This is a genomic window from Streptomyces sp. SDT5-1 (assembly GCF_052245995.1).
Lineage (GTDB): Bacteria > Actinomycetota > Actinomycetes > Streptomycetales > Streptomycetaceae > Streptomyces.
On the sequence record NZ_CM125963.1, the window covers coordinates 7561840 to 7578965 of the forward strand.

Annotated in this window: 19 protein-coding genes; 13 read left to right on the top strand and 6 right to left on the bottom strand. The window is 71.8% G+C overall.

Annotated features, from left to right (window positions below):
- Positions 1 to 184: 184 nt before the first annotated feature.
- The 4 genes from ACTWJ8_RS34765 (at position 185) to ACTWJ8_RS34780 (ending at position 2892) form a co-directional block, all read left to right on the top strand.
- Complete coding sequence (locus tag ACTWJ8_RS34765) at positions 185 to 490, top strand: hypothetical protein (RefSeq protein WP_443261490.1); 306 nt, start codon at positions 185 to 187, stop codon at positions 488 to 490.
- On the top strand, positions 487 to 1149 hold the full coding sequence (locus ACTWJ8_RS34770; RefSeq protein ID WP_443261491.1) for a hypothetical protein: 663 nt from the start codon (positions 487 to 489) through the stop codon (positions 1147 to 1149). Before ACTWJ8_RS34765 ends, ACTWJ8_RS34770 begins: the two co-directional genes overlap by 4 nt.
- Positions 1150 to 1273: 124 nt before the next feature.
- On the top strand, positions 1274 to 2437 hold the full coding sequence (locus ACTWJ8_RS34775; protein ID WP_356373294.1) for a permease: 1164 nt from the start codon (positions 1274 to 1276) through the stop codon (positions 2435 to 2437).
- A gap of 113 nt (positions 2438 to 2550) precedes the next feature.
- Complete coding sequence (locus tag ACTWJ8_RS34780; RefSeq protein ID WP_443261492.1) at positions 2551 to 2892, top strand: STAS domain-containing protein; 342 nt, start codon at positions 2551 to 2553, stop codon at positions 2890 to 2892.
- A 32-nt stretch (positions 2893 to 2924) separates the two neighbouring features.
- Here ACTWJ8_RS34780 and ACTWJ8_RS34785 read toward each other — a convergent pair whose 3' ends face one another.
- Positions 2925 to 3857 carry a hypothetical protein gene (locus tag ACTWJ8_RS34785; RefSeq protein ID WP_443261493.1) on the bottom strand — a complete coding sequence of 311 codons (933 nt, stop codon included), beginning with the start codon at positions 3855 to 3857 and terminating at the stop codon, positions 2925 to 2927.
- Positions 3858 to 4036: 179 nt separating this feature from the next.
- Between ACTWJ8_RS34785 and ACTWJ8_RS34790 the strand changes: the two genes are divergently transcribed.
- The 3 genes from ACTWJ8_RS34790 to ACTWJ8_RS34800 all read left to right on the top strand — a co-directional run bounded on the left by ACTWJ8_RS34790 (position 4037) and on the right by ACTWJ8_RS34800 (position 5747).
- Positions 4037 to 4234, top strand: coding sequence for a hypothetical protein (locus ACTWJ8_RS34790; protein WP_356373291.1), 198 nt, complete (start codon positions 4037 to 4039; stop codon positions 4232 to 4234).
- A gap of 145 nt (positions 4235 to 4379) precedes the next feature.
- Positions 4380 to 5285 carry a universal stress protein gene (locus tag ACTWJ8_RS34795; protein ID WP_356373290.1) on the top strand — a complete coding sequence of 302 codons (906 nt, stop codon included), beginning with the start codon at positions 4380 to 4382 and terminating at the stop codon, positions 5283 to 5285.
- A 102-nt stretch (positions 5286 to 5387) separates the two neighbouring features.
- The gene (locus tag ACTWJ8_RS34800) at positions 5388 to 5747 is read left to right on the top strand and encodes an STAS domain-containing protein (protein WP_356373289.1); all 360 of its coding nucleotides are present in this window, start codon (positions 5388 to 5390) and stop codon (positions 5745 to 5747) included.
- A gap of 49 nt (positions 5748 to 5796) precedes the next feature.
- Here ACTWJ8_RS34800 and ACTWJ8_RS34805 read toward each other — a convergent pair whose 3' ends face one another.
- Positions 5797 to 6231 (bottom strand): Hsp20/alpha crystallin family protein, encoded by a 435-nt coding sequence (locus ACTWJ8_RS34805; protein WP_356373288.1) that lies wholly within the window; start codon positions 6229 to 6231, stop codon positions 5797 to 5799.
- 151 nt (positions 6232 to 6382) lie between these two features.
- Positions 6383 to 7981: an FAD-dependent oxidoreductase gene (locus ACTWJ8_RS34810; RefSeq protein ID WP_443261494.1), complete on the bottom strand. Its 1599-nt coding sequence runs from the start codon at positions 7979 to 7981 to the stop codon at positions 6383 to 6385.
- 77 nt (positions 7982 to 8058) lie between these two features.
- Here ACTWJ8_RS34810 and ACTWJ8_RS34815 point away from each other — a divergent pair, with 77 nt between their 5' ends.
- On the top strand, positions 8059 to 8811 hold the full coding sequence (locus ACTWJ8_RS34815) for a TetR/AcrR family transcriptional regulator C-terminal domain-containing protein (protein ID WP_356373287.1): 753 nt from the start codon (positions 8059 to 8061) through the stop codon (positions 8809 to 8811).
- A 397-nt stretch (positions 8812 to 9208) separates the two neighbouring features.
- Here the strand turns inward: ACTWJ8_RS34815 and ACTWJ8_RS34820 are convergent, their stop codons facing one another.
- On the bottom strand, positions 9209 to 10213 hold the full coding sequence (locus tag ACTWJ8_RS34820; RefSeq protein ID WP_443261495.1) for an Lrp/AsnC family transcriptional regulator: 1005 nt from the start codon (positions 10211 to 10213) through the stop codon (positions 9209 to 9211).
- Between the two features lie 137 nt (positions 10214 to 10350).
- On the opposite strand from ACTWJ8_RS34820, the gene ACTWJ8_RS34825 reads away from it, so the two are divergent.
- Both ACTWJ8_RS34825 and ACTWJ8_RS34830 read left to right on the top strand, forming a co-directional pair.
- Positions 10351 to 10989 (top strand): LysE family translocator, encoded by a 639-nt coding sequence (locus ACTWJ8_RS34825; protein WP_356373285.1) that lies wholly within the window; start codon positions 10351 to 10353, stop codon positions 10987 to 10989.
- A gap of 147 nt (positions 10990 to 11136) precedes the next feature.
- Positions 11137 to 11982, top strand: coding sequence for a prephenate dehydratase (locus ACTWJ8_RS34830; protein ID WP_443261496.1), 846 nt, complete (start codon positions 11137 to 11139; stop codon positions 11980 to 11982).
- Between the two features lie 7 nt (positions 11983 to 11989).
- Here the strand turns inward: ACTWJ8_RS34830 and ACTWJ8_RS34835 are convergent, their stop codons facing one another.
- A complete protein-coding gene (locus ACTWJ8_RS34835; RefSeq protein ID WP_443261497.1) occupies positions 11990 to 12403 on the bottom strand; it encodes a response regulator in 414 nt (137 codons plus the stop codon).
- 323 nt (positions 12404 to 12726) lie between these two features.
- Entirely contained in the window at positions 12727 to 14901 is a 2175-nt protein-coding gene (locus tag ACTWJ8_RS34840; protein WP_443261498.1) for a hypothetical protein, read from the bottom strand.
- A gap of 122 nt (positions 14902 to 15023) precedes the next feature.
- Between ACTWJ8_RS34840 and ACTWJ8_RS34845 the strand changes: the two genes are divergently transcribed.
- From ACTWJ8_RS34845 to ACTWJ8_RS34855, 3 genes are all read left to right on the top strand, one after another.
- On the top strand, positions 15024 to 15659 hold the full coding sequence (locus ACTWJ8_RS34845) for a DUF4291 domain-containing protein (protein ID WP_443261499.1): 636 nt from the start codon (positions 15024 to 15026) through the stop codon (positions 15657 to 15659).
- Entirely contained in the window at positions 15656 to 16309 is a 654-nt protein-coding gene (locus tag ACTWJ8_RS34850) for a DUF7691 family protein (protein ID WP_443261500.1), read from the top strand. Before ACTWJ8_RS34845 ends, ACTWJ8_RS34850 begins: the two co-directional genes overlap by 4 nt.
- 79 nt (positions 16310 to 16388) lie before the next feature.
- A complete protein-coding gene (locus ACTWJ8_RS34855) occupies positions 16389 to 17102 on the top strand; it encodes an alpha/beta fold hydrolase (protein ID WP_443261501.1) in 714 nt (237 codons plus the stop codon).
- Positions 17103 to 17126: the final 24 nt, after the last annotated feature.

Consider the following 17126-nt stretch of genomic DNA (forward strand, 5'->3'; position numbering starts at 1 on the left):
AAATGGCCCGAAGTGCTCCAGGCGTCGCCCGATGCCCGACTCGATCGGATAACGACTTGTCCGGGGCTTCACTTGGGCGATGCAATCTTTGCATAGTCTAAACGTGGGGGATGGGCGACAGGGCGACCGACGGCGCCCCGGAAGCACACGACCTCGGCAACGAAGGGCAGGAGATCGGGAACTCATGACGGAACGGCCCCAGGGACACCGGCCCCCGTACCACCCGGCGCGGACGTCGGCGGGACCTGCCTGGTCGCTGCCGCCCGACGCTCGCAGGGCGGGACCTCGGCCCGTCGTCGTGCATCCCGTGCGAGGGGACGACGGCCGACTCGTCACGCTCCGCGGCAGGCGCGCCGGAGTCGCCCGCTCCCTGACCGACGTCGTCGAACTGCTCCGCCTGGCCGGAGTCGCCCTGGACGTCGACGAAGTGGCCACCTCGCCCCTGATCGAATGGCGTGGGGGCGGACCGGGTGCGTGGTGGTCGCCGTGAGAGCGGCGGATGCGGGGGCGGGGCTCGCCGAGCATCTGCGGGTCGCGTTGTGGGGGCCCGCGGAGTACGTCGGGATTCCAGGCCGCCTCTTCCTCACGGGCGTCGCCGCCGGGAGCATCGCGGTGGTCCTCGTCGTCGGTCCGGCCCTCGCCGGAATGTGGGGCGGCCCGCGGGGCCTGATCACCGGGGAGGCCGGTTTGACGGTGGTCGCCGCCCTTGCGGTCTACCTGGCGGTGCTGCGGGCCGGCCGAGTGCTGATCGGACTCGTGGCCGTACTGGGGACCTGCCTGGCACTCATGGCGCCCGGCGTCGCGGCCGGAGTCGCCCTGGAGCAGCGCGGCGTCGTCGAGCCGGCGCGGGTGTCGTCGGTGCAGACCGCGGCGCGGCACGGCCGCACCGTCTGCTCGGTCACCGACACGGACGCGGCCCCCGCCGGTGTCGACGTGTGGCGTGGCTGCGCCGCGTCCCTCACTCCGGGGGACACCCTGCCCGTGGTCTACGACCCGCGGGGCCGGGCCCCCACCCGGGGGCTCTCCGCGCCGGGCGAACTGCGCCGGTCGGGTCTTCGCCTCGCCGCGCTGTCGGCCGTCCTCGTGGCCGGATGCACGATCGCGGTGGTCAGGTCGTTCCGGCTGACGGCGCCGCCGAGCCGGACCTGAGCGGCCCCACGGGCGTGCGCGGCGAACGGTGGTTCCCTGGTACGCCGGACGCCGCCCGGGGTACACGCACGGCGGGCCGCCCCGTGGTGGCCCTGTCCGTTTCCGCGCTTCGAAGGACCTGTCCGTGGACGCCGTCCTGCACGCTCTCTCCCAAGCCGGAGTGATGGCCTGGGAGATCCTCTGGGCCCTCGTGCTCGGCTTCGCCCTGTCGGCCGTCGTCCAGGCCGTGGTGCGCCGCTCGTCCGTCGTCCGGCTGCTCGGCGACGACCGGCCCCGCACGCTCGCCGTCGCGACCGGGCTCGGCGCCGCGTCGTCGTCCTGCTCGTACGCGGCGGTGGCCCTGGCACGCTCCCTGTTCCGCAAGGGCGCGAACTTCACCGCGGCGATGGCCTTCGAGATCGCCTCGACCAATCTGGTGATCGAACTCGGTGTGATCCTGGCCCTGCTGATGGGCTGGCAGTTCACCGCGGCCGAGTTCGTGGGCGGGCCCGTGATGATCGTCGTGCTGGCGGTGCTCTTCCGTCTCTTCCTGCGCGAGCGGCTCGTGCGCCGGGCGCGGGAGCAGGCGGACCGCCGACTGGCCGGCGCGATGGAGGGGCACGCCGCGATGGACATGTCCGTACGGAAGGAGGGCTCCTTCGTCCGGCGGCTGCTGTCCGGCGAAGGCTGCACGGCCGTCGCGCACGTCTTCGTCATGGAGTGGGCCGCCATCCTGCGCGACCTCGTCCTCGGACTGCTGATCGCCGGCGCGGTCGCCGCCTGGGTGCCGGACTCCTTCTGGCAGGCCCTCTTCTTCGACGGCCACCCGCTGGCCGCCCAACTGTGGGGCCCGGTGGTCGGCCCGTTCGTCGCGCTCGCGTCGTTCGTCTGCTCCGTCGGCAACGTGCCGCTGGCCGTGGTGCTGTGGCAGGGCGGCATCAGCTTCGGCGGCGTGATCGCCTTCCTCTTCGCCGACCTGCTGATCCTGCCGATCCTCAACATCTACCGGAAGTACTACGGCCCGCGGACCGCGGCCTTCCTGCTCGCCACCTTCTACGTGTCCATGGTCGTCGCCGGGTACGTCACCGAGCTGATCTTCGGCGGCCTGGGCGCCGTCCCGGACCGCTCCCGGGCCACGCTCCCCACGGGCGGCATCACGTGGAACCACACGACCTGGCTCAACATCGCCTTCCTGTGCCTGGCGGCGGCCCTGGTGACCCGCTTCGTGCGCACCGGCGGGATCGGCATGCTGCGCATGATGGGCGGCGCGCCCGAGAGCGATGAGCAGGAGGGGGCGGGGCGCCCTTGAGGCCGGGGCGTGTCCACCTTTGTCGATACGGGTGCCTGAGCGGCGCCCTCGCTGCTTTCATGGAGCGTTCAACGCCATGCACGCGGGGAGGCTGGGGAGCCACGCAGATGAGCATGCCGCCTTCACCCCTGTTCGACATCCGCGTCATCGATGTGGGTGACCCGATTCTTCTCTGCGTGCGCGGGGAGCTCGACCTCGACACCGCGCCCGAACTCGAGCGCATGCTGGTCCCGTTGCATCCGCGCCACTGTGAACTCGACTTCACCGACGTCCCGTTCATCGATTCCACGGGTGTCAACCTGCTGGTACGTCATCAACGGGAGGCCGTCGCCGCGGGCGGCAGCCTGCGCCTGATCTCCGTCAGCGGCCCGGTCCGTCGGGTCCTGGACCTCTCCGGCGCCTCGTGCGTGCTGCTCACCGCCCACGAGCCGCCTCCGGAGGAGACCTCCGGATGACCGCACGGGCCGTGCCGACCGAGGGACGGCATTCAGAACGCGGAAGGGCTCCCCGGCGGCTCCGGCCCTTCCGGCGGGCGCTGGGAGGGCGGCTTTGGCAGCGGCGGCGGCAGCGGAGGCGGCAGCGGGGGTGGAGGCTGTGTGGCGGGCGGCGGTTCGGGCTTGCGTGTCTTTCGGGGAATGTCCATCTGCCGACGCGTACTCCTGGGGCTTCGCGTGGAGGGCACGGAGCGCCACCGATCTCGCGGCGCAGAGGGCGATGCCTTCTCTCGCGGGTGGACCGGGGTGCGCTCGGTCGCAGGAGTGCCGGACGAGGCCCTGTTCCGTGACGTCGGCTTGAGTCCTGCGAGGTCCGGAGGCTGTGCCAACGCGTCGGCCAGCTCGTGCAGACGACGGACGCCGATCCCGTGGACGGCGTCGCCGAGCAGGCGGGTCGTGTCGTCAGCGAGGGCCAGGAACGTGGGGTGCAGGAGGTACTTGCCCAGCTTGACCGCCGCCTCCAGCTTCCGGTCGCCTGCGGCCGTGTCGGTCAGGACCGTGGCGGCCCAGCCTTCGGGCGAGGAGTGGGGCAGCATGAGCCGTCCGAGAACATCGAACGCCTCCGCCGTGACGGCTTCCCCGGGGTGGACATCGACCTGATCGGGCGAGGGGACCGGACCGAAGTCCGTCTCCGCCCAACTGTGTGCCCGTACGTGCACGGCGAGAGCCAGCGCGGTGTGAACGAACCTGTCCTGTTCCGCGGCCCCCTCGGGCATCGACACCATCAGGTCCGGGCCGAGTAGCGCCTGGGTCTGCCCGGCCAGCACTCCCAGGACCCATGCCCGCCGGTCAGGCCCGACGCTTCCGTGGCGCAGTTCGAAGGCCGCTTCCCGGGCGGACAGCACCACGTCGCGGGCCAGCCGATCCCGTTCCTTCGCGCGCCTGGCACGCCAATCGCTCAGAGCCCGACGCTCGCCGGCGTCCATCAGCGCCCCCCTTCCGGCCTGTCCGCGGCGCTCGCGGGACAAAGCCGTCGGACCCAGAATGCTCCGCTCTGCGGCGGTGCACCAGACAGCGGCCCGGCACTACGGGTTCGACTTGCGGCCGCATCGGAAGGAGCCCGGGGGAGCAGCCCGCTGTCTCGGTCGGCGGTCAAGGCCGGGCCTTGGCCACGCTGATGGGCAGTCAGAACGCCATCCTGGACGTCATGGTCCGCAGCGCGACCGACGGCCTGGCGGTGGCGGGCGCCGGGACTCCGGCAGTGCGACGCCTGACGGAGATGCGCGACTTCTACGCGCACATGCGACGCGAGCTGCCCGCGCTCATCGCCCGCTGGCGCGAAGGCTCCCGCTCCGGAGGATGAAACCCTCCCAGGGCCGCGCGCTTCGAGAGCGGCCAGGTGTGGACCACCAGGGCCCCTCGGCGATGAACGGGGCCAGTCGGCCCCTCTTCCCGGGGAACCCCGGCGCAGACCCTGGAGTCAGCAGCCGACACATGAGGAGGACACCATGCCCCGCACCGTGACCGTGGGAATCGACGGTTCGGCCGAGAGCCGTGCCGCCGCTGAGTGGGCGGCACGCGAGGCCGAGGCCCGTGATCTGCCGCTGAAACTCGTCCACGTGTGGGAGCCGGTGCCCGAGCCGATCGCCCAGGCGCCGCTGCTCGGGGCCGAGACCCACCAGCACTGGACCGAGCGCCTCCCCCGCGAGGTCACGGAAGGCGTACGGCTGCGGCATCCCCGGTTGGACGTCACGTCGGAGCAGTCGACGGGGGAGCCGGCCGCCGTCCTCGTGGAGGCCGCCAGGCACGCCGAACTGCTGGTCCTCGGCTCGCGCGGGCTGAGCGGCCTCGCCGGCTACCTCGTGGGTTCGGTGGGGCAGGCGGTGATCGGGCACACCGAGACGCCGGTGGTCCTCGTCCGGGCCGGGGAACAGGCCGCCGACGAACACGTCATGGACCCCTCCGGCATCCCGTCCGCCGCGTCCGCCTTCCGGCCCGTGGTCCTCGGCCTCGACGCGGACGCCCCGGACGACACGGTGATCGCGTTCGCCTTCGACGAGGCCGCGCGCCGCGGCACCGCTCTGCACGTGGTGCACGGTTGGAACCTGCCGCCGTACTACGTGTACGGGGTGTCCGCGGGGCTCGACCCCCACGACGAGGTCCTTCGGCAGAAGCGCGCCCAACTCGCCGACGTGCTGCGCTCCTGGCGCGGAAAGTACCCGAACGTCGACGTCGTCGAGCTCTCCCGCTGCGGCAGCCCCGCGCAGCACCTCGTCGACGCTGCCGAGGAGGCCTCCCTGGTCGTGGTGGGCCGCCGCGTCCGTCGGGCGTCGCTGGGCACCCACATCGGACCCGTCACCCACGCGGTCCTGCACCACGCCGCCGTGCCGGTCGCCGTCGTCGCACACGCCTGAACCCACAACGTGCACCCTCCATTTGGGTGCCGGGCCGCCCCAGGGCTGGTTTCATGGAGTGACGACATCCGAAGAGCGCGGGGTAGTTGGGGAGCATGCGCCTTGAACCGAATACCCGGTCCCACCCCGTTCGCGCTCAGCGCGGTCGACGCGGGAGACTCGGTCCTGCTGCGGGTGAGCGGAGACCTCGACATCGACAGCGTTCCACAGCTCGACGAGGCCCTGGCACGGCTGCACGAGCGGAACTGTGAACTGGACCTGGCCGACGTGGAGTTCACCGACTCCACGGGCGTCAGCCTGCTGACACGGCACCGACGTGAGGCCGTTGCCGCCGGCGGCAACCTGCGCCTGGTCGCGGTCACCGCACCCGTACGACGCGTCCTGGACATGACGGGGACGAGCGCCATCCTGCTCGCCCTGGACAACCCGCCGCCCACGGACCCCGGCTCGGCCCATGGCTGAGGCGAACCTCGGCCCGACGGGGCGCGCCGCGCCCCGCTCGTCCGTACGGTCAGGTCGCTTCGCGCCGCACCGGGATGGTGCGGGTGTCGGCCTTCGCGGCCTGGGCCAGAGGAACCGTCACGGTGAGGATGCCGTCCTTGTAGTCGGCCGTCGCGTCCTCCCAACGGGTTCCCGAGGGGAGCCGCACGGCCCGGGCGTAACTGCCGTACCGGAACTCTGTGTGGCGCTTCTGCGTTGTTTGCGCCGTGCGCTCCGCGTGCAGCGTGAGGATGTCACCGGTGACGCTGATCTCGATGTCCTTCTCCGGGGCGAGACCGGGCAGTTCGGCGGACAGCGTGTACCCGTCGTCCGTGAGCTGCTCCTCGATGCGAATGCCGTGCAACGAGGGTGCGGCTCGGTGCGCGGGGAGGCCGCCGAGCCCCGATTCGATCCAGTCGAAGAGGTCGGGCAGCATCGGGGGCCGCCATTCCAGCATGCCGGTCATGTGGAACCTCCCGTCCGATGGGGTGGATCGGTCACCTTCAGAGTCCCGCCGCGGGGTGCGCGGGCCCAGGGCCGCTCGGGCCCGGACGAGGGGCGGCCGGCCCCTCCCGGGAAGCGGCTTCGCGTGCCGGGGCGGAGGCCCGGCCCCACTTCTATTGGGCGAGCGCCTCGCCGTCCCGGACAGCACCGTGCCGGTGCAGCACCTCCGCCAGATACTCCTCCGCGCCCTCCGCCGTCTCCCCGGCCCAGCCCACGTATCCGTCGGGCCTGACCAGGAACACACCCCGGCCGTACGCCTCGTACTCCTCCGGGATGTGTGCCGTGCGTATGAGTTCGCCGTCCTCAGAGGGGAGTTGGGGTCCGGTGTCCACCGTCAGCAGTGTCCAGTGCGGGCCCCGGAATGCGTCGAAGAGGCGTACGCCGCCCCGGTGGCCGTCCGGGGCGCGGTCGCCCGCGCGCAGGGCGTCGTCCGTGAGGAAGGGGCGGGTCTCGCGGGTCAGGGACGAGTCCCGGTAGGCGATGCCGAGTTGGCGCATCTCGCCGCCGCGCCGTGTCCGGCGGCCCTCCGAGCTCGCGCGGTGGATGCGCGTGCTGATGCCGAGGATGCCGGCGGCCACCGGTATCCGCTCCTCCTCGTAAGTGTCCAGGAGCCGCTCCGGCGCGCCCGCGAGCACCGCCGCCAGCTTCCAGCCCAGGTTGTACGCGTCCTGCACGCTGGTGTCCAGGCCCTGGCCGCCCGCGGGGGAGTGGATGTGCGCCGCGTCGCCCGCGAGGAAGACCCGGCCCTCCCGGAAACGGTCAGCGAGCGCCGCCCGCGCCTTGAAGTCCGACGTCCACGGGACCTCGGCGATGTGCTCGGGGGAGAGCGCGGTGCGGGTCGCGAGAAGCTTGATCACGCCGTCGGGTGTCGCGTCCGGGACGGCCGACTCGTCGGCGTACTGCGCCGCCATCTGGAACAGACGGCCCTGGCGGCCCTCCTGCGAGGGCGAATCCGGTGGCAGGGGGCAGAACGCCACCGTGCCGTCCTCCGCCTTCGGCCACACGTGCCAGTGCGTGTCCGGGAGCGGGGCATCGGCCGTGAGCCGTACGTCCGCCACCAGCATCGGCTTCGGGTCGACGGTCTCGCCGGTCATGCCGATGCCGAGCAGCCTGCGCACCGTGGAACGGCCGCCGTCCGCTGCCACCACGTACCGTGCGCGCACCGTCGAGCCGTCCTCGAACGTCGCCGTCGCCCCGTCCGTGTCCTGGTCCAGGCCGCACAGCGCCGCGCCGAAACGGACCTCGCCGCCCAGCTCCCGCAGCCGCCCGTACAACACCTCCTGCGTACGGGACTGCGGAATCAGCCACCCCTCCGCGTACGGAATCTGCTCGGTCGGCTCGGAGCGCTCCATCATGTCCCACTCCTGGCCCGGCTCGTCGCCCTCCCACACCCGCATCATCGGGTACCGGGTGCCCGCCGCGTGGACGGCGTCCAGCACCCCGAGGTCGTACAGCACCTCCTGCGTGCGCGGCTGGAGGCCCTTGCCGCGCGAGCCGGGGAACAGGCCGTCGCCCCGCTCGACCAGCAGCGCCCGCGTGCCGCGCCGCGCCAGGTCCACCGCGAGCGCGAGGCCCGTCGGGCCCGCGCCCACGATCAGTACGTCGGTGGACAGCGGATCCGGCGGTGCCCCCGTCGCCGGACCTGCCCCTGTCCCTGCCCCTGTCCCTGTCCCTGTCCCTGTCCCCGTCCGCGTCGCGTGCTCTGCGCTCATCGTCCGCACTCCTCTCCTTAACGGCGTTAAGTTCCGTCGTCTTCGAGCATGGACTTAACGGCGTTAAACTGTCAAGCGTGTCCGAGAACGAGAAGCCGAAAGAGAAGCCGACGCCGGCCCAGAAGTCCGCGAAGGCGACGCCCGCGAAGTCTGCGAAGCCCGCGAAGCCCAAGCTCGACAAGGCGCACGTCGCCGACACCGCCCTCGATCTGCTGAACGACGTGGGGCTCGAGGGGCTGACGCTGCGCGCCATCGCCAAGCAGCTGAACGTGCAGGCCCCCGCCCTGTACTGGCACTTCAAGAACAAGCAGGCCCTGCTCGACGAGATGGCCACCGTGATGTTCCGGCGCATGACGGAGGCGGGCGGCTTCGCGGTCGGATACGAGCCGGTGGACGGCTGGCAGGAGCATCTGTTCGAGGCCAACCGGCACCTGCGGGCCATGCTCCTGCGCTACCGCGACGGCGCGAAGGTCTTCAGCGGCTCACGGCTGACCGGCACGGACCACGGACCCGAGATGGAGGCGCACCTGCGGCTGCTGATCGACGCTGGGTTCACCGCCGAGCAGGCCGCCTGGGCGAGCGCCACCGCGAACATGTACACGCTCGGCTTCGTCACCGAGGAGCAGGGCATGCGGCCCGAGCCCACGCGGGACGAGTCGCTCGTCGACATCGCCGACCGCGCGGAGAGGCTCGCCGACTATCCGCTGGCCGCCGCGGCGGGCGACCAGCTCTTCGCGGCGTACGACGAGCGGTTCGAGGAGGGGCTGCAGTTGATCGTGGCGGGGATCGAGGCGCGGTACGGGGTGCGGCGCACGGACCGGAAGGCCTGAAGCGCCCGGTTCCGCCCCGGCGGACCCGCCGACGCCAGGTGGCGAGGTCGACGACACGACGATGGCCTTCCCGCTCAGGATGTCCGGCGGCACCGACACCTGGTCGTGCGCGATCAGCCAGGCGCCGTCGACCTTCCGGAAGCAGAAGGTGACCCGGACCCACATGCCGCCCGCGACGCTCCCGTCGGTGGGCGTGCCGCCGAGGTGGCCGAAGCCGTGTGCGAACGCCAGGTCCTCCAGGAGACGTGCACCCGCTGGTACGCCATGACCCGGCCGCAGCAGGACGCCATCGAGTCGCCTGGCGCCTGGCCGGCGACGGTCACCACCGATGTGTGCCCGGACCACCTCGGCTCGGCGCGCGTCCGGCGCGAGGGTCACGGCGGGGCGACTGCCGAGGTCAGGGTCGAGCGTGGCACCCGCTACCGTCCCCTCTCGGCGGGACGGCGAAGCCGCCGCGTTTGAAGATCTCCAGCAGGACCGTCACGTCGATCTCGCCGACGCCCTCCAGTGGGCCGACCACGCGCGTGAGGAACTTCTGGAGGTGATGGGAATCGCGGAGCGCGACATGGGCGCAGATCTGGTACTCGCCGGTGATCGACACCAGTGTCATGACCTCCGGGCGCCCGGACAGGCTGCGCCCGACGGTGTCCAGGTGGCTGTAGCCGACGTTCAGCCAGAGCAGTGCCTCCACGGTGAGACCGAAGACGGACGGGGCGACGTCCGTGCGGATCCGGACGACGCCCTGTTCCAGTAGCGAGGTGAGCCTGCGGGACGCGGTGGCCTGGCTGACGCCGAGCTCCGCCGCCAGGCGCGTGGTCGGCATCCGCCCGTCCTGGGCCAGGAGTTCGGCCGTGCGCAGGTCGTCCGGGTGCGCCTGCACGGCGCCGCGCCGCGTCCCGAACGGTGCGGGGGCCGGCTGGCGCAGGCGCTCCGTCTCGTCGTCGGTGAGCGTCCCGCCGATCCACTCGTGGCTGCCCGCGTAGAACTGCATGACCGGATGCGAGGACGAGCCCAGGACCTGCGGCGGCAGTTTGTCGAACAGCAGCGTGCGCAGGGAGTCGTGACTCTCCGGGGCGAGCTCCGCGAAGTGGTCGAAGGTGCCGAGCAGGGCCATCACGGTCCGCGTCTCGGTGAGCCGGCACAACGCCTCGGCGATCTCCCGTGCGTACCCGGTCTCCGCGCGCAGTCGAAGCAGTACGGGGGCGGGGCGGCCGATGAGCTGGGTGTCGAGCACCCCGACGACCCTGGCCAGGCCGGATTCCAGGAGTCGCTGACCGCGTCGCGCGGTGGTGCGCTCGGGGAGCCCGAGGGCCTTGGCGATCTGCTCCCACGGCGCGCGGCCGTGCAGCTGGAGCGCGGAGGCGATCCGCCGATCCGTGTCGTCCATGATGTCGCTGCTCATCACATCGACCCTCCAAACGGCTGACTCATTCAGTGAATGCTAGCCGCTTGACGGTTCCATGCGCACATGCCAGGGTGGCGAGGGTGCCGCTCGGAACGCGGTCAGGGGGATGCAGGGGGGATACGGGTGGAGCCACGATGACGATCGGTCCCGAAGTGGTGGCCTCCTACGCAGGCGTCGCGCTGCTCGGCGCGATGTCACCCGGCCCCGATTTCGCCCTGGTCAGCCGTTTCGCCGCGCTGCGCGGACGGCTCGCGGGACTGGGGGCGGCGACGGGCGTCGCGGCAGGCATGGCGGTCAACACCATCGCCGCCGTGGCGGGAGTCGGCGCCGCGCTCACCGCGTCGCCCGCGGTCTTCCGGGCCGTCACCCTGGCCGGCGCCGCGTACCTCTGCTACCTCGGCGTCCGCTCCCTGCTCGCCGCCCGCACGGTCGACGACGGCGGCCGCCAGGACACCGATGCCGACCAGGGGGCGGGCAGCGTGCGCCGGGCGGCCTTCCGGCAGGGCCTCATCACCAACGTGCTCAACCCGAAGTCGATCGTGTTCCTCGTCGCACTGCTTCCGCAGTTCCTCACGGACCGGTCGACCTGGGCGGACAAGTCGGTGCTCGGTGCCGTGACCGTCCTGATGGTGCTGGTGTGGTTCTGCGCGGTCTCCCTCGCGGTCGGCGCCTTCCAGGCCGTCTTTCGCCGCCCGAGCGCCCGACGTGCGCTCAACGCCGTGACCGGCCTGGTGCTCATTGCCCTCGCCGTGGTCATCGCCCTGAGTCCCTGAAGCCCCTGAGACTCTGGAGCCTCTGAGACTCTGTGGTCTTGAGGCCCTCAGGCCGCCTCGCGGAGCCGACACGGTTGAATCTCCTGTGAACCACCTGAAGAAAACGGCGCACGTGACACACGGCCCCCACACCGAAAGCGAACCCCAGTGACCCGCATCGCATACCAGGGCGAACCCGCCTCCAACTCGGCCACCGTCGCCCAGAAGCTGTTCCCCGGCAGCGCGGAGCTGCCGTGCGTCGGCTTCGAACAGGCGCTGGACGCGGTCACGTTGGGCGATGCCGATCTCGCGGTGATCCCCGTGGACAACTCCACGGCGGGCCGCGTCGCCGACGTGCACCACCTGCTCCCGGAGTCCGGTCTGTTCGTCATCGGCGAGTACTTCCTCGCCATCCGCTTCGACCTCATGGGCGTGCCCGGCGCCTCCCTCGCCCAGGTGGAGAGCGTACGCAGCCATGTGCACGCCCTCGGCCAGTGCAGGAAGGTGCTGCGTGCGGGCGGCTGGCGCACGCGGGTCAGCGACGACACCGCGGGCGCGGCCCGCGAGGTGGCGGATCTGAACGACCCGCGGCACGCCGCGCTGTCCCCGCCGGCCGCGGCCGCGCACTACGGGCTCGAGGTGCTTCAGGAGGGCGTCGAGGACGACCCCGACAACACCACACGCTTCGTCGTCCTCTCCCGCGACGCCGACTTCGCCCCGCTGTCGGACCGGCCGACCATGACGAGCCTGTTCTTCGCCGTACGGAACATCCCGAGCGCCCTCTACAAGGCGCTCGGCGGCTTCGCGAGCAGCGGGGTGAACCTCACCAAGATCGAGAGCTATCAGATGGGCGCGGGCCTCAACCCGAGCTGCTTCTACGTCGAGATCGAGGGCCACCCCGACGAGCCGCACGTCGCCCTCGCCCTCCAGGAACTGCGCTTCTTCTCGTCCGAGGTGCGCGTGCTCGGCGTGTACCCGGCGCACCCGCACCGGCTGGCGGAACGCCGCGCCTGAGGCGCTCTCAGTCGGGGGCCGGGCCCGGCAGCTCCCTGATGCGCTGCAAGTAGCGCAGATGGCCGGCGATCTTGAGCCGCAGCAGCCAGGGGGAGACGGGCTTGATGATCAGGTCGACGACGCCGATCTCGTAGGCGTCCTCGGTCAGCTGCGCCTGGCCGACCATCCCCGTCATGAGGATGACGGGGATGTCCCGGGTCTGGTCGAGGCGGTGCAGAAAGCCGGCCACTTCGAAGCCGCTCATGCCCGGCATGACGACGTCGAGGAGGACGAGGTCGATGCCGCCGCGCAGCACGGCCTTGAGGGCCTGCTCGCCGCTCTCGGCCGTCTCGATGCGGCAGGGGAGCGGGGCCAGGGCGGCGCTCAGCGCGACGAGGGTCTCCTGGTGGTTGTCCACGAGAAGCACGGTGATGCCGGGCATGGTCGCGCTCCTTCTGTGGCGGGCGCTCACCGTATGCCCACGGGGTCCCCTACGTCAGGCAATGGCAGACTCTTTGCCGTCGGCCCGCCACACCGAGGCCACCCGTGCCCGCGTCGTCCGCGATGTCGGCATCGGCCGCCACTGAGCGGACAGTTGAGCCGGTGAGGAAAGCGGAGAGGCTATTTCAAAGGAGTGGTGTGAGAAGGAAGCCTCTTCATGGCCTCACCGGCCCGGGTCGAGGAAGGCGAAGGGACTGGCATCGAACCCCTGACAGGGAGGAGAAGGAAGCCCCTTCATGGCCTCAACACCTTGGACGCTAGCAGTCACTCGGGGACCATGTCGCGCAGATTTTCCGGCGTCAGGACGCGCGATGCGGGGTGCAGTCCCTCGGGGCGCCGCATCCCGATGTACGTCACCGGGCCCTCCGGGACGCTCCCGCCGTCCCACACCGTCACCCGCGCGCCGTCCATGAGGCCGAGCAGCCACCGTACGGTCAGGTGCTCGCGCTCCACGATGCCGCGCAGCAGCGACTCGACCGTCACACGGGTCTCCTCGACGCGGTTCGCCGCCGGCATGCCCTTGAGGTACAGGTGCAGCCAGTGCGCCTGCCACCGGCCGTCGTCGCCGCGCCGGAACGCGAGCGGCAGCGCCACCCGGCCGGGACCGCGCAGGTCCGACTTCATGCGCACGGTCCGCGGTTCGAACGGGCGGCCCTTCTGCTCGCTCTCCCGCAGCATGAACCCGAAGAACGACTCCTCGACGTCCATGAAGTTCTCCCCGGCGAACAGCAGCACCTGAGGCACGACGAAGCTGCCGCGCACCGCGCCGAGCCGCAGCTCGATGAACTCTGACGCGCCCTCGGGCGCCTCGACGATGTCGCCGGAGTGCCGGCCGTCCACGTCCGTCAGCCGGGTGTACGAGAGCCAGGTGACCTGCTCGTACCCCTCGTCCAGGACGACCGCCGACAGGTCGTAGTCGGTGGTGCGGCTGCGCTGCTTCCAGTACACGAAGAAGCGCAGCAGCTCGCCCTCGACCGGGGACACTGAACCGCGCGGCAGCACCCCGAGCCCGGACGGCACCGCCTTGCCGCTGAGCGGCAGCGCGACGTCGAGAACGTCCGGGTCGACGAGGACCCGCGGTGCGGGCGGCAGGCGGCGTGCGATCTCCGCGTCGAGGAGCGCGATCAGGCGCTCCTTGGCGGTGTCCGGAAGCGCGTGGCGGGTGTCTTCGGTGACCCACGCGCGCCCGCGCCGGTTGACGAACACCCGGCGCGCTCCGTCCAGTTCGAGGAGGTCGCCGCGGTTGAGGAGGTGCTGGCGCACGGACAGGAGGACGCGTCCTGCGGCCCGCGGGGCGGTCTCCTCGACCGCGTCGAGCACCGCCGCGCACTCCTCGTCCGTACGCGCCGAGCGCAGCAGCCGGTCCACCGAGCGGAGCAGCACACCCGGAGCGGACCTCAGGAGCTCCACCGCGCCCGTCAGGTCGCCACGGCCGAGGAGTTCCTCGGTGCGCGCGGCGAACGACGGCGCACGCTGCTCGCCACGCGCCACCGCGAACACCTGGGCGGCGTACGGCCACCGCGGGTACTCGTGCGGGTGCAGCCGCTCGCCGAGCCGCTTCCACCGCTCCCGGTGCGCGGCCACGTCGGCGAGCTTCGCGGGCGCCGCGGCGACCACCGCGTCGAGGCCCGCGAGCAGCGCCCGGCGCACGGGCCGCGACAGCTTCACGAACCGGGTGGGCTCGACGAGCGACACGTCGCCGTCCGAGAGCGCGCAGGCGAGCCGCAGCACATCGGTGACGGTGTCGAGGAGGAGGCCCGAACCCGCGCGCAGGCGCGCCTTGTTGACGACCGCGCGGTTCTCCCTGACCGGGATCTCGTCGGGCTGCGGCCCGTCCGCGCAGTGCTCCGCCAGCGCGTCGAGGTCACGGAGATCGTCCTCGCCGAGCGGGGTGCGGCTGCCCGCGAGCGCCAGGTACAGCGCGGTGACCTCGTCCCGGGCGTCGCCGCCGAGGTGCAGCACGGTCATCCGGTCGCCGGCCGCCGCGATCAGCTCCTCGTGGTGGCCGAGCATCTCGGCGTACGTGTGCTGGTAGCGCCCGTACGTCGGCAGCGTCAGCAGATTCACCACACCGGAGCTCAGCTGCTTGAGGGCGCCTTCGCGCGCGTGGTCGTCCGCGAGCGCGTCACGGACGCACTGCATCCAGAAGTCGAAGGTGTCCGGCACGTTCGCCGGGAAGTCGACGAAGTACGTGTTGTGCTGCACGTGGTCGCCGACCGACTCGCGCACGCAGGCGAGGGTCCGTACGGCGATGTCGACGACCGCGCCCGTGGACAGCGCCGAGATGCGCTCCAGCAGCGGCGCGGACAGCTTGAAGCCCACGGACATCAGCGCGGCGTCGAACTGCCGCGCGGCCACGCCACCGTCACCGGCCGCGCCCTCGGGGGCGGGGAGACGGTGGGTGTGTCGGACGAGCAGATGCTCGAGAGGGTGAACCATGCCGGAATGGTGGCAGGGGTGTGCGGGCGGCGCACTCGGGTTTCCGGCGGCGCGGGGGAGCCCTCCGGGACTGGACGAAATTCGGTGGCACGGCAGCCACTTGGCTGCGCACGCTGGGTGGCGTGTCATGTCCCAAGTACCAGATCCGTGCCCGCCACACCCCGTCCACCGTCACCGTCTACCAGGCGTACGCGCCGGAGCTCGGCCTGCCCACGGCCGCGCACGGACGCTTCCCGTCGGCATGGCGGCGCGGGCGCATGACATGGATCAAGCCCTCGTTCCTGTGGATGATGTACCGCTGCGGCTGGGGCACCAAGGAGGGCCAGGAGACCGTCCTCGCCGTCGAGATCACCCGCGAGGGCTTCGAGTGGGCGCTGGAACGGGCCTGCCTGTCCCACTACGAGCCCGGGCTGCACGCCGACCGGGCCGACTGGCAGCGGCAGTTGAGCCGGTCCCCGGCGCGCGTGCAGTGGGACCCGGAGCGCGATCTGCGGCTGCGGGCGCTCGACCACCGGTCGCTGCAACTGGGCCTGTCCGGCGAGGCCGCCCACCGCTACGCCGACGAGTGGATCGTCTCGGTCACCGATGTCACCGCCCTCGCGCACGAGATCCACGGGCATGTGCGGGACGGCGACCTCGACGCGGCGCGGCGGCTGCTTCCGGCGGAGGACGCCTACCCGGTCCCCGACGGGCTGCTCGACCATCTCGTGCCTGGTCAGGGGCCGTTGTCAGTGCCGCGTGGCACTGTGTCCGCATGAGTCGGATCATCTCGTTCAGCACGGCGGACAAGGCGCAGATCATCGGGTTCCTCGGTGCCGCCGAGAAGTTCACCGCGGAGCAGCGGCGCATCGCGGCGTTCATGCACGACCGGGCGCGGGCGCAGCAGGCGGACGTGGAGCGGCAGGGCCTGGACTGGGGGCTCACGGTGCCCGACGCGCTCGACCACCTGCTCTCCGGGCACGCCACGTGCACGGCGCACGCGGCGGGGAACGCGTACGCGGCCGCGATGCAGACGGTCATCGACTGCAATGCCTCGGACCCGCTCGACCTCGCCGTCCACTCCAAACCGGCGACGTTCTTCGCCGCCCTCGACACCGAGCTGCGCGGCGCGGGCGTGCCCGCCGAACTGCTGCCAGGCGACCACGTGATGGGTGGCCTTCCGGCCGACTTCCCCTTTCCGCTCCCGCTGCCCGAGCACGCGATGGAGAACTTCGGCCACTGGCCCCTGAACCGGGTCAAGCCGGCGGTCGACGCCTACCGCGCGGCATTGGAGAAGATAGGCGAGGGATTCGCCCACGAGCTGCAAGTCCTCATCGACCGGCTCGACTTCGAGCACGAGGAGTGGAGCGAGCGGTCCGGCCGCGGCGGATACACCCCGGACACGATCTTCTTCTCCATCACTGGATGATCGTGCGCAGTGGCAATCGCAGCCGCAGTCAGCCATGAACTTCGAGAGTTTCGAGAGTTTCGAGAGTGGTGAGGTCGTCATGCCGTCACGTACCCGCACGGTCGTCGCGCTGCCCGGGACGTTCTGCTCCCCGGTGATCTACGAGCGCGTGCGGCACCTGCTCGCCGAGCGCTTCGACGTGGACGCGCCCTCCTGGATGACGGACGCACCGGACTGCACGCTCGACGGCGTCGCCACCTGGGTCGCCGACCGGGTCACCGCCGCCGCGCGCGGGCCTGTGCTGCTCATCGGGCACTCCACCGGCGGCGCGATCGCCCTGCGCCTGGCCACGACCCGCCCCGACCTCGTCGGCGGACTCATGCTCGTCAACACCGGACCCCACATGCGCGGACACGGCGACGTCGCCGCGCTGATAGCCGGCATGGAGCGCGACGGCGCCTCCGGCGTCATCGGCCCGGTCCTCGACCGCTCCTTCCACACCGCCCCGACGCCCGATGACCGGCAGCGCCTCCTCGACTACGCCCACCGGGCACCCCTGCGCGCCGCCCTCGACGTCCTGCGCAGCCAGCACACCACCGACCTCACCCCGGACCTGCCCGCGCTGCGGATGCCGGTCTCCGTCGTGCACGGCCGCCACGACCCGGTGCGGACCGTCGACGCCGCCGAGTCCATGGCCGCCGCGATCCCCGACGCCCGCCTCCACCTCCTCGACGCCGGCCACAGCCCCATGTACGAGACACCAGCCGAGGTGGCCACGGCCATAGGGGAGTTGGAGCGGCGCATGGCCGGCTGAAGCCGTGGGGGACCGTCGCCGCGC

Bases quoted from the DNA above. Each gene is read 5' to 3' on its own strand.
- ACTWJ8_RS34805 (WP_356373288.1), bottom strand. From the start codon at position 6,231: ATGACCGGCATGCTGGAATGGCGGCCCCCGATGCTGCCCGACCTCTTC.
- ACTWJ8_RS34795 (WP_356373290.1), top strand. From the start codon at position 4,380: ATGCCCCGCACCGTGACCGTGGGAATCGACGGTTCGGCCGAGAGCCGT.
- ACTWJ8_RS34855 (WP_443261501.1), top strand. From the start codon at position 16,389: ATGCCGTCACGTACCCGCACGGTCGTCGCGCTGCCCGGGACGTTCTGC.
- ACTWJ8_RS34780 (WP_443261492.1), top strand. From the start codon at position 2,551: ATGCCGCCTTCACCCCTGTTCGACATCCGCGTCATCGATGTGGGTGAC.
- ACTWJ8_RS34840 (WP_443261498.1), bottom strand. From the start codon at position 14,901: ATGGTTCACCCTCTCGAGCATCTGCTCGTCCGACACACCCACCGTCTC.
- ACTWJ8_RS34825 (WP_356373285.1), top strand. From the start codon at position 10,351: ATGACGATCGGTCCCGAAGTGGTGGCCTCCTACGCAGGCGTCGCGCTG.
- ACTWJ8_RS34785 (WP_443261493.1), bottom strand. From the start codon at position 3,857: ATGGACGCCGGCGAGCGTCGGGCTCTGAGCGATTGGCGTGCCAGGCGC.
- ACTWJ8_RS34810 (WP_443261494.1), bottom strand. From the start codon at position 7,981: ATGAGCGCAGAGCACGCGACGCGGACGGGGACAGGGACAGGGACAGGG.
- ACTWJ8_RS34835 (WP_443261497.1), bottom strand. From the start codon at position 12,403: ATGCCCGGCATCACCGTGCTTCTCGTGGACAACCACCAGGAGACCCTC.
- ACTWJ8_RS34765 (WP_443261490.1), top strand. From the start codon at position 185: ATGACGGAACGGCCCCAGGGACACCGGCCCCCGTACCACCCGGCGCGG.
- ACTWJ8_RS34820 (WP_443261495.1), bottom strand. From the start codon at position 10,213: ATGAGCAGCGACATCATGGACGACACGGATCGGCGGATCGCCTCCGCG.
- ACTWJ8_RS34850 (WP_443261500.1), top strand. From the start codon at position 15,656: ATGAGTCGGATCATCTCGTTCAGCACGGCGGACAAGGCGCAGATCATC.